Annotated in this window: 16 protein-coding genes and 1 pseudogene; 6 read left to right on the forward strand and 11 right to left on the reverse strand. The window is 65.9% G+C overall.

Annotated elements, in window-relative coordinates; genetic code table 11:
• Positions 1–41: 41 nt before the first annotated feature.
• The 4 genes from RT614_RS16575 to RT614_RS16590 form a co-directional block, all read right to left on the reverse strand.
• Positions 42–266 (reverse strand): DUF3820 family protein, encoded by a 225-nt coding sequence (locus RT614_RS16575; RefSeq protein WP_313623237.1) that lies wholly within the window; start codon positions 264–266, stop codon positions 42–44.
• An 8-nt stretch (positions 267–274) separates the two neighbouring features.
• Positions 275–820: a cysteine hydrolase family protein gene (locus RT614_RS16580; RefSeq protein ID WP_313623208.1), complete on the reverse strand. Its 546-nt coding sequence runs from the start codon at positions 818–820 to the stop codon at positions 275–277.
• Between the two features lie 73 nt (positions 821–893).
• Entirely contained in the window at positions 894–1397 is a 504-nt protein-coding gene (locus tag RT614_RS16585) for a GNAT family N-acetyltransferase (RefSeq protein ID WP_313623209.1), read from the reverse strand.
• Positions 1398–1519: 122 nt separating this feature from the next.
• Entirely contained in the window at positions 1520–1993 is a 474-nt protein-coding gene (locus RT614_RS16590) for an OsmC family protein (RefSeq protein ID WP_313623210.1), read from the reverse strand.
• 189 nt (positions 1994–2182) lie between these two features.
• Here RT614_RS16590 and RT614_RS16595 point away from each other — a divergent pair, with 189 nt between their 5' ends.
• Both RT614_RS16595 and RT614_RS16600 read left to right on the forward strand, forming a co-directional pair.
• The gene (locus RT614_RS16595; protein WP_313623211.1) at positions 2183–2608 is read left to right on the forward strand and encodes a copper resistance protein NlpE; all 426 of its coding nucleotides are present in this window, start codon (positions 2183–2185) and stop codon (positions 2606–2608) included.
• 81 nt (positions 2609–2689) lie between these two features.
• Positions 2690–3439, forward strand: coding sequence for an ABC transporter substrate-binding protein (locus RT614_RS16600; RefSeq protein WP_313623212.1), 750 nt, complete (start codon positions 2690–2692; stop codon positions 3437–3439).
• Here the strand turns inward: RT614_RS16600 and aliA are convergent.
• The 4 genes and pseudogenes from aliA to badH form a co-directional block, all read right to left on the reverse strand.
• A pseudogene (gene aliA, locus RT614_RS16605) lies at positions 3436–5089 on the reverse strand (cyclohexanecarboxylate-CoA ligase). The gene RT614_RS16600 and the pseudogene aliA overlap by 4 nt on opposite strands.
• Before the next feature lie 53 nt (positions 5090–5142).
• Positions 5143–6294 (reverse strand): cyclohexanecarboxyl-CoA dehydrogenase, encoded by a 1152-nt coding sequence (gene aliB / locus RT614_RS16610; protein WP_313623213.1) that lies wholly within the window; start codon positions 6292–6294, stop codon positions 5143–5145.
• A gap of 88 nt (positions 6295–6382) precedes the next feature.
• Positions 6383–7165 carry a 2-ketocyclohexanecarboxyl-CoA hydrolase gene (badI, locus tag RT614_RS16615; protein ID WP_313623238.1) on the reverse strand — a complete coding sequence of 261 codons (783 nt, stop codon included), beginning with the start codon at positions 7163–7165 and terminating at the stop codon, positions 6383–6385.
• 35 nt (positions 7166–7200) lie between these two features.
• A complete protein-coding gene (gene badH, locus RT614_RS16620) occupies positions 7201–7968 on the reverse strand; it encodes a 2-hydroxycyclohexanecarboxyl-CoA dehydrogenase (RefSeq protein ID WP_313623214.1) in 768 nt (255 codons plus the stop codon).
• A gap of 173 nt (positions 7969–8141) precedes the next feature.
• Between badH and RT614_RS16625 the strand changes: the two genes are divergently transcribed.
• Complete coding sequence (locus tag RT614_RS16625) at positions 8142–8609, forward strand: MarR family transcriptional regulator (protein ID WP_313623239.1); 468 nt, start codon at positions 8142–8144, stop codon at positions 8607–8609.
• A 42-nt stretch (positions 8610–8651) separates the two neighbouring features.
• On the opposite strand, the gene RT614_RS16630 is transcribed toward RT614_RS16625, so the two are convergent.
• A complete protein-coding gene (locus RT614_RS16630) occupies positions 8652–8984 on the reverse strand; it encodes an FmdB family zinc ribbon protein (RefSeq protein ID WP_313623215.1) in 333 nt (110 codons plus the stop codon).
• A 9-nt stretch (positions 8985–8993) separates the two neighbouring features.
• Complete coding sequence (gene fmdA, locus RT614_RS16635; RefSeq protein ID WP_313623216.1) at positions 8994–10223, reverse strand: formamidase; 1230 nt, start codon at positions 10221–10223, stop codon at positions 8994–8996.
• 296 nt (positions 10224–10519) lie between these two features.
• Here fmdA and RT614_RS16640 point away from each other — a divergent pair, with 296 nt between their 5' ends.
• The gene (locus tag RT614_RS16640) at positions 10520–10888 is read left to right on the forward strand and encodes a hypothetical protein (RefSeq protein ID WP_313623217.1); all 369 of its coding nucleotides are present in this window, start codon (positions 10520–10522) and stop codon (positions 10886–10888) included.
• A gap of 174 nt (positions 10889–11062) precedes the next feature.
• On the opposite strand, the gene RT614_RS16645 is transcribed toward RT614_RS16640, so the two are convergent.
• Entirely contained in the window at positions 11063–12553 is a 1491-nt protein-coding gene (locus RT614_RS16645; protein WP_313623218.1) for an aminotransferase class V-fold PLP-dependent enzyme, read from the reverse strand.
• Between the two features lie 109 nt (positions 12554–12662).
• Here RT614_RS16645 and RT614_RS16650 point away from each other — a divergent pair, with 109 nt between their 5' ends.
• Positions 12663–13136, forward strand: coding sequence for an Lrp/AsnC family transcriptional regulator (locus RT614_RS16650; RefSeq protein ID WP_202946579.1), 474 nt, complete (start codon positions 12663–12665; stop codon positions 13134–13136).
• A gap of 211 nt (positions 13137–13347) precedes the next feature.
• Positions 13348–15033 (forward strand): ABC-F family ATP-binding cassette domain-containing protein, encoded by a 1686-nt coding sequence (locus RT614_RS16655; RefSeq protein ID WP_313623219.1) that lies wholly within the window; start codon positions 13348–13350, stop codon positions 15031–15033.
• Positions 15034–15172: the final 139 nt, after the last annotated feature.

Genomic DNA, 15172 nt, shown 5'->3' on the forward strand with positions numbered 1-15172 from the left:
TGATGCGCGCCAGTTGTTTCCTGCCGTTTCCCGACCACGCGCTAGGACGCGCGCCGTGACTTGCGCAGGGGATCCAGCAGCGAAGACAGGCCGTTGTGGTCAAGTTCGTGCATCAGGGCCAAGAGACGGCCCAATTCCCCCGGCGGGAAACCCTTGCGCGCGAACCACGCCAGGTACGGCCCCGGCAGGTCCGCGATCAGGCGCCCCTTGTACTTCCCGAAGGGCATGTCGCGCGTCACCAGCAGGGAAAGCAGTTCGGGATCCATCACGTTCATCACGGCACGCCGACCCCGAAGAGTTCAACAGCAGGCACGGCCGCGATCTTCACGCCAAAGCTGGAAATGGCCGGCAGCGTGGCATTGTGGTGCGCCCGAATGACCGCGCCGGGCGCATGCGGCTTGTCGTGCGTGGTGTGCGCGTCGGCGGCCAAAGTCACCGCCAGCCCCAGCCCTGCCGCGCGCCGCACCGTGGTGTCCACGCAAAATTCAGTGGCGTAGCCGCAGACCACAAGCTGCGTCACACCCAGGCCGGCCAGCACTTCGGCCAGCTCGGTGCGCAGGAAAGAGTCAGGCGTCGTCTTGCGCACCCGGATGTCGCCGTCGGCCGGCGCCAGGCGCGCATCCAGTTCCCATCCGGGCTGCCCGTGCGCCAGATCCGAGCCCGGGCTCTCGTGCTGCACATAGATGACCGGCGCCCCGGCCGCGCGCGCGCGTTCCGCCAGCGCATTGATGCGGGCCAGAACCTCGACGGATTCAAAAGGCGGCGGCGAGGTTTCGAACAGCGCGCGTTGCACGTCGATCACGATGAGGGCGGAGGTCATGGAGGCGTTCCAGCAGGCGGATGGCAGCGAGTCTACCGCCAAACGCGAACGCCATGGCTGGCCCCGCAGGCTGTCAGCCGCATTCCGCGCCGGTGGCGCCAGGCGGCCAGGTTCGCGCATACATCCAGAAATGGCGAGGCTCGCCCCGCACGACGCGATACGCATGCAGCAAGCCTTCGCGCTGGTAGCCGCAGCGCTCCAGCACCCGCGCCGACGCCACGTTGGAATCCAGCACCGTGGCCTGGATTCGAGCAAAACCCAGCGTCTGCAGCGCCCAATCGCTGACGGCGGCGCAGGCCCTTGTGGCCAGCCCCTGGCGCCAGAATTCCGGCGCAATGTCATAGGCGATCTCTGCCCGGCGGTGCGCAGGCGCGATCTCGTTCAGGCCGATTGTTCCCACCAGACGGTCGTCCTGGCCGGCGATCGCGAATCGCATGCTGTGCGAGCGCTCAGGCCGCGCGTAGGCCCGGATAAGTTCAGCCAGATCGCCCGGCCCATCCACACGCCAGCTGGTGTGCCGTGTGACGGCGTCCTGGCTCAGATAGGTATGCCACGTCGCTGCGTCGTCCTCACGCATAGGACGCAAGCGCATACCGGGGGCAGCAAGGTCCGGGAGCGCCAGGGGCCAATCTGAGAGTTTCGTGGCCATCGGGTTCTAGCCTCGAAAGCGGCGCGATAAGGCCTGCGAATCCGCGCGGCTCATGATGCCGTAATGATCCGCGGCTCGCACCGCACCGGGAAATTCACGGAATTGGCGATGAAGCAGAAGTGATGGGCGCGGTCATGCAGTTCCCTGGCCAAATCGGCGTCGTCGCCGGCGCGGATGGTGACCTGGGGCCGCAGCGTCACCTGCGAAAACGCCCCGCCGCGCTCGCGGTCCTCGACCATGACACCCTGCGCCTCGTCGCGGTAGGCTTCGACAGTCACGCCCTCGACCGCGCAGAAATGCAGGTACCAGAGTTTGTGGCACGCGGACAGCGACGCCACCAGCATGTCTTCGGGATTCCAGCGCGCCGGATCGCCGCGGAACGCCGGATCGGACGAGCCCGGCACGTCGGGCTTGCCAGCGGCCTGGATAAGGTGGTCACGCGAGTACGCTGCGTAACTGGATGTCCCGCTGCCAGTGTTGCCTGTCCAGTCCACGGTAACGCTGTAATGATGTTCGCCTTTCATGGCTGTCGCCCCGTCGTCACGGCGAGCGCGGCCCAATGCCGCCCGCCGGAGGAACGCCGAGCTTAGCGCAAGCGCGGGTCGCCGACACACCCCTTTTCGCAGCCTCCGTCTTACATCCCGTTTCAGCACCCGGCAGTTACTGTCCGTATCGTGATACGCGTCTAGCCCTTCGCCACCCAGGAGCTCGCCATGATGAAAACCACCCTGACCTGCACCCTGAGTCTTGCGCTGCTTGCCGGCTGCGCGCCTTCGAAGCCCATCACCGCCCGTTCCGTGCCCGTGGACAACCACACCTCGCGCGATTCCCTGGATTGGCCCGGCAGCTACGAAGGCATCCTGCCCTGCGCCGATTGCCCGGGCATCCGCACCCGCCTGACGCTGATGAAAGACGGCCGCTATGAAAAGTCGACCCAATACCTGGATCGCCAGCCGCAGCCCGACATCGTGTCCGGCACCTTCAGCTGGGAATCCGACGGCGGCACGATCCGGCTGGACGCCGCGGGCGACAGCCAGCGTTTCTTCGTCGGCGAAAACCAGGTGACGATGCTCTACCGCGACGGCACGCGCCCCACCGGCCCGCTCGCGAGTCAGTACGTCCTGCGCCGAGTCCAATAAGGCATCGCGCCGCCGCACGCTTTAGGGCTATCCTCTGGCATCGTCCGCGCCCGGCGGCGCGCTCCATCCAGAAAGGAAGCCATGAAGACCGATCACGAACTGCTGTCCGCCTTCGCGCCCACCGGCGTGCTGCGCGCGTCCATCAATCTGGGCAACCCCATCCTGGCCAATACCGACCCAGCCACCGGCCAGCCCGGCGGCGTGTCAGTGGACCTGGCCACGGAACTGGCGCGACGCCTGGACGTGAACCTGGAGCTTGTCGTCTTCAAGTCCGCCGGCGAATCCGTCAACGCCGTCGCGGCCGAGCAGGCCGACGTGGGCTTTTTCGCCATCGACCCGCTGCGCGGCGAACAGATCGCCTTCACCGCGCCCTATGTCGTCATCGAGGGCGCCTACCTGGTGCGCCAGGACTCGCCCATCGCCGCCATGGACGAAGTCGACCGCCCGGGCCAGCGCGTGGTGGTCGGCAAGGGCAGCGCCTATGACCTGTACCTGACCCGCGAACTCAAGCAGGCCGAGATCTTCCGCGCGCCCACCTCGCCGGCCGTGGTCGACACCTTCCTGCAGGAAAACATGGAAGTCGCCGCGGGCGTGAAGCAACAGCTCCAGGCCGATGCGCAGCGCCTGGGCGGGCTGCGGCTCCTGGACGGTCACTTCATGCTGATCCGCCAGGCAATGGGCGTGCCCAAGAGCCGGGGCGACAAGGCCAGCGTCTATCTGGCGGCGTATGTCGAAGCCATGAAGAAATCCGGATTCGTGGCCGAAGCCCTGGCGCGCCACAAGATCCAGGGCGCCGCCGTGGCGCCGCTGGAATCCGCGGCGCAGGCCTAGGCGTTCGCCTGGGGCGCGGCGTCGGCCAGCAACTGGCGCAGCCTGAATTTCTGAACCTTGCCGCTGGGCGTAGTGGGCAGGCTGTCCCGGATCTCCAGCCGTTCCGGGATGTACTGCACCGCAACGCCGAAGCCCTTCAAGAAATCCACCAACGCGGCCAGGTCCAGTTCCTGGCCGTTCTTCAAGGTGACGACGGCGCAGGCGCGTTCGCCCAGCCGCTCATCCGGGTACGCCACGATGGCGGCCATCTCCACCGCCGGGTGGCGGTACAGCAGAGATTCAATCTCCACCACCGGAATATTCTCTCCGCCGCGAATGATGACGTCCTTGCTGCGGCCCGTGATGCGCAGGTAGCCCGAGGCGTCGATGCGGGCCATGTCGCCCGTGTCAAACCATCCGTCGGCGTCCGTCGCGTTCAACTGCGGCCGTTTCAGGTAGCCGCCGAAATTCGAGCAGGACCGCAGCCACAAGTAGCCCTCGTTGCCCGGCGGCAGCACGGCGCCCGACGCGTCGGCCACCTTGATCTCCACGCCCGGCAAAGGCCAGCCATCCGTAGTGCAGGCGCGCTCGTCGTCATCTTCCGGCAGCGTCAACGTGACGGCGCCGTTCTCGGTCATGCCCCAAGCCGAGATGATCTTGGCGCCCAGTGTGCGGCTGGCCTGTTCGACCAAGGGGCCGGGTATGGGCGCGCCGGCGCACAGAAAGGCCCGCAACGACGGCACGGGCTTGCCCGACTGCGCGACTTCGCGCGATGTCCGTCAGGAAAGGCGTGGACGCCATGCTGAACGTGACGCCATGTTCGCGCATCAGGGCGGCGGCCGTCGCCGCGTTCCAGATATCCAGCGTCACGGCGCTGGCCTGCAGATAGAACGGCATCATCAGGCCATACATGAAGCCGGTCTGGTGCGCCATGGGCGATCCCATCAGCACCACGTCGTCAGGCCCCAGCCGCAGGCGCTGAGCGTACGCGGCAATGTTCGACAGGCAGGTATTGGCCGTGTGCATCACGCCCTTGGGCTCGCCCGTGGTGCCCGACGTGTACATCAGTTGCGTGACGTCGTCCGGGCCGGGACGGGAGCGGGTCAGGATCTGGCGCGCGTCCGGCTCGGTTTCCCAGGCGGGATCGCTCAGCCGCGCCTCGAAACTGTCGGGCCCCGCGCCGCCCACCACGATCACATGTTCCAGCCCCGGCAGATCGCCCCGCAGCCCATCGACCATGCCCGGGTAGTCGAAGCCGCGGAATCGATGGGGGATGATCAGCACCCGGGCCTCGCTGTGACGCAGCATGAACGACAGCTCCCGTTGCCGAAAGATGTGCATCAGCGGATTTATGACGGCGCCGATGCGCGAACACGCAAGGTACGTCACCACGAACTGCCAGCTGTTGGGCAATTGGCAGGCCACGACGTCCCCCCGGCCAACGCCCATCCGCGCCAGGCCCACGGCCACGCGGTCGGCCAGCGCCGTCAGTTGGCGGCTGGTGAACGGCTGCTGGATCCCGGCCTCGGCCTGCACCGCGGTCAGCGCGATCTTGTCGGGGCGGGACGCCGCATAATCATCCAACAGGTCATTGATCGTCAGGTCCGGCCACCACCCGCGCGCGATGCTCTCGGCCCGGCGAGGCGCAATCAATACGGCGTCGAAATCCATGGCTACGTCTCCTTGTGGTTGTAATGGTCGCCGCCGGCCGGGCCGGCCGGCGCTTATGCTGGCACCGCGCGGCGCCCCACGCGGTTGCGCGCGATGATGATCTTCATGATCTGCGCGGTGCCATCCCCGATCTGGAAACCCAATACGTCGCGCAGCCGCTGTTCCATCACGCCGCGGTCATAACCGCCATGGCCGAAGGTCAACAGGCACTGGTGCACCACGTCGTAAGCAAGTTTGGGCGCCCACCATTTGCACATCGCCGCCTGCGAGCCATGGGGCTGGCCGCGGTCCTTCAGCCACAGCGTCTGCAGGCACAGCAGGCGCGCCGCCTCGACTTGCGTTTCGCCCTCGGCGAGCGGATGCGATACCCCCTGGAAAGCCGTCAGTGGCTTGCCGAAGGCCTCGCGCTGCGCAGCGTATTCCCACGCGTCGTCCAGGGCCGCGCGCGCCACCGCCAGCACCTGCAGGCCAATCAGCGCGCGCGAATAGTCAAAGCCCTGCATAACCTGGACAAAGCCTTCGCCTTCTTCACCCAACCGGTGGTCCGCGGGAACTCTTACATTCTCGAAGAACAGCGACCCACGCCCGATCGCGCGCTGGCCGTGGCAGTCGTAACGGTTGCGGGTAACGCCGGGCAGATCCAGCGGCACCAGCAAGGCGGTGACGCCGCGTGCGCCCGAATCCGATGCGCCGCTGCGGCCGAACACCACCGCCGCATCGGCCTGATCGGCCGCCGAAATGGACGCCTTTTCCCCGTTCAGCACGTAATGTCCGTCCACGCGCTCGACGCGTAGCTGCAGATTCGCGGCGTCCGATCCACCGCGCGGCTCGGTCAGCGCGATCGCCAGCAAAGCCTCGCCCTGCGTCAGGCGCGCAATCCAGGGCCGCGCGATATCGGCATGACCGTGCTGCGCCAGAATCTGGCCGTTCAGCGACGCCAGCAGGTTCACGTACGACATGCTCAGATCCGCGCGCGCAATCTGCTCATGGATGACGCCCGCGGCCAGGCAGCCCATGCCCTGCCCGCCGCAGTCCTCCGGCAGCTCGGGCGCAATGAAGCCCATGCGGCCCATTTCCTGCATCAGCGTCCGGTCCAGCACACGCGTCCTGTCGCGCTCCTGGAAACCCGGCGCCACCCGCCCCTGCGCAAAGCGCCCCGCGTGCTCGGCCAGTGCGGACAGGTCCTCGTCGATGTAGGGATTCATGCCGTCTCCTTCGGGCGCGCCGATCCGTGCGGCGCGCTCTCTGTTCGTGTCCCTGCGTGGGCCCGCCTGCACGGACCGCACCGGCTGTCTACTTCGCGAACTGCCTGAAGTCGGGTTTGCGCTTTTCCTGGAAGGCGCGCACGCCCTCGCGCGATTCCTCGGTGTCGTAATAGAGCTTCAGCGCGTACATGCCCATGCCCGCGATGCCGGCCTGGTGCGCGGTGTCCATGTTGAAGGAACGCTTGGCGATCGCGATTGCAGTGGGGCTTTTCTCCATGATCTCGGCGCACCACCTGGCAACTTCTTCGTCCAGCCGATCATGCGGCACCACGGCGTTGACCAATCCCATGGCCAAGGCTTCGGCGGCGGGATAGCGGCGGCACAGGTACCAGATTTCGCGCGCCTTTTTCTCGCCCACCACACGCGCCAGATAGGCAGTGCCGTAGCCCGGATCGACCGACCCGACCTTGGGTCCGACTTGCCCGAACACCGCCTTCTCAGACGCGATCGTGAAATCGCAAATGGTGCACAGCACGTTTCCACCGCCGATGGCGTAACCCTGCACCCGGGCGATGACAGGCTTGGGCACGTCCCGGATGGCGTTGTGCAGCTCTTCCATCGGCAGCCCGATGGTGCCGCGGCCGTCATATTGGCCGGCGTGCGCCGACTGGTCTCCCCCGGTGCAGAAGGCCCTCTCGCCCTCACCGGCCAGCACGATCACGCCGATGTCCGCCGCATACCCCGCGCGGTTGATCGCGTGAATCAGTTCATCGCAGGTCTGGCCGCGAAACGCGTTCATCTTTTCGGGCCGATTGATCGTGATCCAGGCCGCGCCATCGCGGACCTCGTAGAGGATGTCTTCGTAGTTCATCATGGCTCCAGATTGGAAATGCAGGCCAGGCGGCATCAGCCGTTCATCGTCAGTCCGCCGGACACGCTGAGCACCTGCCCCGTGACGTAGGCGGCGTCGTCGCTGGCAAAGAACAGGATTGCGCCGGGCAAGTCGTCGGGCTGGCCGATGCGGCCCAGCGGGATCGCGCGCGTAAAGGCCTCGACCAGCTTTTCGGGGTTGCCCGCGCCTTCCTTGTAGTCGGCGAACAGCGCCGTGTCCGTGGGCCCGGGGCACACAACGTTGACCGTGACGCCATGCCGGGCGTGTTCCCGGGCAATGGTCTTGGAAAACGCCACGATCCCGCCTTTGCAGGCGGCATAGACGGCTTCGCCGGAAGACCCGACGCGAGCCGCGTCCGACGCGATGTTCACGATGCGTCCCGCCTTGCGCGCGGCCATGCCGGGCAGAACCGCATGGTGCATATGCAGGGCGCCGATCAGATTGATTGCGATCAGCCGGTCCCACTGCGCGGGCTCTGTCTTGGTAAAGGGTTTGAACACATCCCAGCCTGCGTTGTTGACCAGGATGTCGACCGGCCCCAGGGCCGATTCCGTGCGCGCGACCGCGGCGTCCACCTGTTGCCGCTGCGTGATATCGCAAGCAATGGCGGTTGCGCGTCCGCCGGCCACCTCGATTTCGTCCACGACGCGCTGCGCGTGGTCAGCGTTCAGGTCCAGGACCGCCACTGCGGCGCCTTCCCGGGCAAAGCGCCTGCAGGTCGCCCCGCCGATGCCGCCGCCGCCGCCCGTCACGATTGCCGTCTTGCCTGTCAGTCTCTGCATGATTTCCTCTGCACAGGTTGCCGGCTTGGTATCCTTGCTGCACGACGACGGACCGAAGCCGATATACGTAAACATGTTGACGTATATTAGAGACTCGACGGCGGGCTTTCAAGCCTGCGGACCAGTGATAGCTACCTATGAAATACCCTAATAAAAACACCGAAATCGCCAGGATGGAACTGGCCAACCGCCTCTTCTTTCGACTGTATCAATGTGCAAACATGCTGCATAAAACCGGCAGCCGTGCAGTCGAACACCTGGGACTGACCACTCAGCAGTGGGCCGTGCTGGGCGCGCTGTCGCGGCCCGAGGCCGAAGGGGGGATGAGCGTGGGTGATCTGGCGCGCTACCTGATGGTCAGCCGCCAAAGCCTGTCGGGCCTGATCAGCCGCATGGAACGCGACGGACACATCGCCAGCGCCCCCGACGGCCGCGACCGGCGTTCGCGCCTGGTGACGATGACCGATAGCGGCCGCAAGGTCTGGACGCACGACGCCATTCCCCGCATCCACGACTATTACGAAGGCGCCCTGGCCGATTTCTCCATGGGCGACCTGAGCCACACCCTGCATTACCTGCTGAAGCTGCTGGACAACATGCAGGGGTTGGACACCGAGGCGGGGCAGGAAGACACGCCATGACGCCAGCAGGCGGGGCAAGGCGGCTGGCCGCCCTGCCCCTCGTCAGTGGCTGATCATCCAGGGCCGCGCGCCCGCGAACGACTTTGCGCCATCCGCCGACGTGCGCGTCTTGCCCCGGGAACGCGCACCCGCGCAGCAGCCGCAGTTCATGCCGTGCCCCGCCCGCGAACTGCGCGGCTCGTTCGCGCTGCGTTCGTTGGCCGCCCGCGCCCGATTCACGGCCGAGGACAGCGCCGAGATCGCCGGCGCCCCGCCCACGATGCGGCCGCACATCGCGGCGCATTGCGGGCAGGCTGCCGGATCGCGCCACTGCGCCAGCGGCCGCAGCGCGGCAAATTCTCCGCAGTCCGCGCACGCATAGTCATACATCGGCATCGTCGTCTCCTAGCGGTCGCGCGAAAGCGGCATGTCCACGTTGCCCGGGATGTGCTTGACGGGCCCGGAAGCGGAAGGCTGGATATCGAAATCGAAGATCTCGGTGGGCAGCCACAGCGTGGCGCACGAGTTCGGAATATCGACCACCCCGCTGATATGCCCCTGCACCGGCGCGCAGCCCAGCAGCGAATAGGCCTGCGCGCCCGAATAGCCGAACTTCTTCAGATATTCGATGGCATTCAGGCAGGCCTGCCGGTAGGCCACGTTCACGTCCAGGTAATGCTGCTTGCCGCCTTCGTCGACGGAGATCCCCTCAAAAATCAGGAAATCCTTGTAGGCCGGCGTGATCGGGCTGGGCTTGAAGATGGGGTTCTTGATGGCGTACTTCTCCATGCCGCCCTTGATCAGCGACACGCGCATGTGCACCCAGCCCGCCATTTCGATCGCGCCGCAGAAGGTGATTTCACCATCGCCCTGCGAAAAGTGCAGGTCGCCCACCGACAGCCCGCCGCCCTTCACATACACCGGGAAAAACACGCGCGCGCCGCGCGACAGGTCCTTGATGTCGCAGTTGCCGCCGTGCTCGCGCGGCGGCACCGTGCGCGCGCCCTCGCCCGCGGCCTTGTCGCGGTCCGCGCCCTGCAACGCGCCCATGTGCGCCGTCTTGGGCGCCGGCGGATTGGCCAGTGGGGGCACGCGATTCGGGTTGGTGTCGATCAGCGCCTGCTCGCGCCGGTTCCACGTGTCCAGCAGTTTCTTGTCCGGCAGGCAGCCGATCAGGCCGGGGTGGATCAGCCCCGCGAAGTTGACGCCGGGAATGTGCCGCGACGACGTGAACATGCCATGGAAGTCCCAGATGGACTTCTGCGCATGCGGAAAATGTTCGGTCAGGAAGCCGCCGCCGTTGTTGCGGCTGAAAAAACCATTGAAGCCCCACAGGCTGTCGGGCTTGGCGCCGATATCCAGCAGGTCGACCACCAGCAGGTCGCCGGGCTCCGCGCCTTCTACGCCCACGGGCCCCGACAGGAAATGCACGGTGGACAGGTCCACGTCCCGCACGTCGTCAGCGTTGTCGTCGTTCTTGATCGCGCCGCCGGTCCAGTCGTAGGTTTCCAGGATGAAATCGTCCCCCGGCTTCACCCACACGGCCATCGGAATATCCGGGTGCCAACGATTGTGGATCTGCTTGTTCTCGTAGGGGGATTGTTCCAGATCGACACTGATAAGCGTATTGGTCATTCTCTTTCATCTCCGTCGTAACGAGTTGATAAAACAGAACTTCAGCCGGATACACGTCCAATTCCCGTTGCAGGTTGGATCTTCGTGTCTGACACGCTGCCCGCCATCGGGCATCAGAGTGTCATGTCATGCGCCTGGCGTGTCACGCAGTTGCCCAACGATGGTAGACGCGTTCAACTGATTTGCCATACTGGTTTTCCATGCAGTGGCAGCGTGTGCGGCACCGCGCGTCACGCGGGTATTTCGCAGCAGTTATGATGCAAGCCATTCTTAGCGCAATACCAAGGTTTCCCCGCATGGCCGCACTCCACCGCCCATCCCTCGCTGCCCTTCTGCTCATCGCCGCATGCGCCAGCGCGCCCGCCGTTGCCGACGACGACTGCATCGCGCGGGTGGGCGCCGAACTGGCCCGCATCGATAAGGCGCAGGATGCCCAGCGCACCCGCGAGTCCGCAAATGACCTGCAGTTGAACAGGGAGTTGTGCCAGGGCCGCCTGGACCTGCTGGACGCGCGCTTTGCGCTAAGCGATGACTTCGAAGCCTGCCGCCGCAAAGGCGTGCAGTTCTCTGATCAGGTCACGCGCAAACTGGCGGGCGCTTCCGACGATCTCACCGGCATGAAGGCCTCGTGGATCCGGGCGTGTGGCCTGCAGATGAAGGATTGATTGCGGCGAAGCCGCAGGCCTGGCATCGCGCCCGGGATCGCGGCGTGATCGGCGATTGCGATCGGGAAAAGGCGTTGCGATTGTGGCTGCAGCCCCGGCTGAACGGGACCGCGGCACGGGCCACGCGATTGCAGCCGCCGTTGCGGCCACGATCGCGGGTGGGTTAATGCAGCATCACGCCGCCTTCTTCTCCGCGTCGCGCGGGAAGAAAATCGCGCGGCTGGGATCGAAGCTGTACAGGTGCTGGTACTCCGGCGCGTCCGCCGCCAGCGCAAGCACCGATTCCAGAATGAAATCCGCCTTCGTGTCCGACAACAGCGCACTGAAGTTCAACCGGACAAATCCGGGCTTCTCGATCTCGCGACCGTCCAGGATCGCTTGCCGCATCTGAAGCGACATCGCATCGTCGATATCCAACAACCGATGAACATAAGGCCCCGCGCATGCGCAGCCGCCGCGAGCCTGAATACCGAAGCGATCGCTCAGCATGCGCGTCACCAGCTGCTGGTGGACAAAGCCGCCCTTGCCATCGCGCACCCGGAAAGAAAAGATCGGCAAACGGTTCGCGGACAGCGATCCCAGCAGCTCCAGACGCTCCGCGCCCTTCCAGGCGGCCAGCGCGCGCCGCACGAAATGCGCATGGCGCTGCTGCATGAAGTCGGCGCCCAGGGCCTCCTTGACCAGCACGACCAGCGCGGCGCGGATGTCGCCCACCACGTTCGGCGTGCCCGCTTCTTCGCGCGATTCCAGGCTGCCGCTGTAATCATGGCCAGCGGGCGACACGAACTTGACCGTGCCGCCGCCGGGCCAGGTCGGCGTCGTGTCCAGCACCGCATCGCGGCGCACGATCAGCACGCCCGACGCGCCGGGACCGCCAATGAACTTGTGCGGCGAAAACACGATAGCGTCGATCTGCGCGTCGGCAGCCGGCGACATCCGGATTGGCAGGTAAGGCGCGCCGCCCGCGTAGTCCCACAGCATCTTCGCGCCGGACGCCTTGACCAGCCGCGTAATGCCGGCCACGTCCGCCACGATGCCCGTCACATTCGACGCAGCCGACAGCGCGCAGACAACCAGCGTGCCTTCCGGGGCCTTCAGCGCCTGGGCAAGCTGCGCCAGGTCCGGCCCGCCTTCCGGGCTTTCCGGAAGTTCGACGATGTCGGCGCCGCATTCGCGCCACGGCAGGATGTTGGAATGATGTTCGTACGGGCCGATGACAACCCGGACCGGCTTGCCCGCGGCCACCGCCGCGTTCACGCCAAACAGATGCACCAGCCGATTGATGCCGGCAGTGGCGCCCGACCCCGAAAAAATCACCGCGTGCTCGTCGCTGGCGCCGCAGCACCGCGCAATCGCGGCGCGGGCCTCGCGGCGCAGGCGCGTGATGAAGCCGCCGCAGTACGAGGCTTCGGTATGCGAATTCGCGTAATACGGAAGCACCTGCTCAAGGACGAAGCGCTCGACTTGCATCAGCGCCCGGCCCGAAGCCACGTAGTCCGCATAGACCAGGGGCTTGGCGCCAAAGGGTCCGTCAATGCTGGCGTCTTTGCCGATCAATCCATCGGCAAGCGCCGCCGCGATATCCGGCGTATTCAGGCTGTCTTGAAATTGCTGCAACGGCGAGACCGAAACCCGTTGCGGGGCTGCGGCGGAATGCGTATTCATGGGATGTCTGTTCCGAACTGTTCGCAAATATCATACGATGGAAAGCCCGGATGAAACATCACCGTTTTTTTGCTATTAATTCATGAAAACGGGTCATATGATCGATGCCATGGAAAAAATCGACAAACTTGATCTAAGCATCATCTCCTGCCTGCAAAAAGACGGCGCACTGTCCCAGCGCGAGCTCGCAGATCGCGTCGGCCTGTCGCAAAACGCCTGCTGGCGCAGGCTTCAACGCCTGAACGCCTGCGGCATCATCCGCGGCACCCGGGCCGAGGTCAGCCTGGTCGCCCTGGGGCTGGACCTGACCGTCTTCGTCATGATCCGCACCAGCCACCACGCCAAGGCCTGGGCCGACGGCTTCCGCCAGCATGTCGAACGCCTGCCGGAAGTCACCGAGTTCTATCGCATCGGCGGAGACTGGGACTACCTGATCAAAGTCGTCTGCCGCGGCATGGCAGGGTATGACCGCTTCTACCAAAAGCTGATCACGGACTTTGAACTGTCGACGGTGACCGGATTCTTCAGCATGGAAGCCATCATCGAGAACCGGCCGCCGGATCTTCGACTGCTGGAGGATTAGGCGTCCACGGCGACTCCCGTCGCGCCGCCCGGCCAACCGCCCATCGGAATACACTACGAGCCTCGCGCCAGGAACTTTCCCGGCGCGCATCGTTCGAACCGTCCATTGATCCTCCTCGCGGAGACCCGTCCGGCCATGACCCTCTAAGCCCTCCCCCCGATCCCCGTTTGCGCCCTGCGCAACGTGTCTTATCGACCCCGGAGAGCTTCCTATGGCCCAGTCTTCCCGCGCGCCCGCAGCAGCGCACACCTCACTTCAGCCGCGGGACGCGGCGCCCTTCCTCAGCCTGCGCCACGTCAGCCATGCGCTGCCCGACGGCCGCATCCTGCTCGACGACGTCAGCCACGACTTCGCCACCACCCGTCACGGCCTCGTCGGCCGCAACGGAGCGGGCAAATCCGTGTTGCTACGCCTGGCGCAAGGCGACCTGGCCACGCAATCCGGCCGCATCGTCCGCCAAGGGCGCATCGCCTACGTCCCCCAGGACCAACCGCGAACCGCAGGCGCGACACTTGCCGACATCGCCGGCATCGCACCCATCCTGAACGCCCTGACGCGCATCGAAGCCGGCAGCACCTGCCAGGCAGATTTCGACCTGGCCGACGGCCACTGGCGCATCCACGACGAGTGGGCCCGCATGCTCGCCAACGCCGGCTTGCCGGCCTGGGAGCCCGGCCACGCCGCGGCGGCTGCCAGCGGCGGCGAACTGACACGCATCGCGCTCGCGGGCGCCCTGATGCGACAGCCCGACGGCCTGCTGCTGGACGAACCCAGCAACCACCTGGACGCCGGGGCCCGCAGCTGGCTCATGGCACAGATCCGCGCCTGGCGCGGCGGCCTGCTCGTCGTCAGCCACGACAGGACGCTGCTGGACGCCATGGCCCACATCGTCGAACTCGACCGCGGCACACTTACGGCGCACGCCGGCAACTACACCGCCTACCGCACGCATCGAGACCAGCAACACGCCGCACTGGACGCCGCCCTGGCTCACGCCCGCAACGAACGGGCCGCCGGCCTGCGCGCCCTGCGCCAGCAGCACGACGCCCAGCAACAACGCAATGCCCGAAACGCGCGTCAAGCGCGCGACGCAAACCAGGCTCCCATCCTGCTGGGCATGAAAAAGGCCAACGCCCAGGCGCACGCCGGCCGGGAAAACCTGCGCCGCCTGCAAACCAGCGCCGCACTGGACGAGGCCGTCACGCAAGCCGCCGCGCGAGTGAACCCCACGGCTGGCATTGCACTGGCTCTGCCCGAGACCGCCGTGCCGCAAGGCCGACGCGTCCTGCACCTGGAGGATGCAATGCCCCCCTACCCCTTGGGGACTCATCCCTTGACGCTGACACTCTCCGGCCCTTTTCGCCTGGCTATACGCGGACCCAACGGCTGCGGGAAAAGCACGCTGCTGTCGATGCTGGCGGGGAATGTGATGCCTGCCCGAGGCATTTGCGACGTCCGCGTGCCGACAGCCATGCTCGATCAGCGGGCATCCGGCATAGCCGACGACAAGTCCCTGGTGGAAACGCTGCACATGCTTGGCGCCGCGCTGCCCGATGGCGAACTGCGCAGCCGTCTGGCGCTGCTGGGCCTGGGTCCCGCGTTGGTCAACGGGCCTGCCGGAACATTAAGCGGCGGCGAACGCCTCAAGGCCGCGCTGGCCTGCGCGCTGTGGCGCAAGGAGCCGGCGCAGTTGTTGTTGCTGGATGAGCCGACGAATCATCTGGACATGGCGTCGGCGGAGGCGCTGGAGGATGCGCTAAGGGAGTATCCAGGTGCGATGGTGGTGGTGTCGCATGATGCGCAGTTCCTGGCGGGCATTTCGCCCACCCATGCATTGTCCTGGCAGACACAGGGATGGCAGTTGACCCACCGCGCGGCAGGCGGCCATTTTGAATAACGGCCGCCGTCCCGCGCTACTTCGCTTCAGCCGGATCAGGAAAGCGGAAGATCTCGGCGTAGACCGGCTCGCTCCAGGCACTGAGGTAATCCCCCCGTAAAAGCGTTGGATCCAGAAGTAGAATTTTCTGTTGAGGAGT

Origin of the sequence: Achromobacter sp., from assembly GCF_032102605.1 — a bacterium.
In the GTDB taxonomy this organism is placed as follows: domain Bacteria; phylum Pseudomonadota; class Gammaproteobacteria; order Burkholderiales; family Burkholderiaceae_B; genus Achromobacter.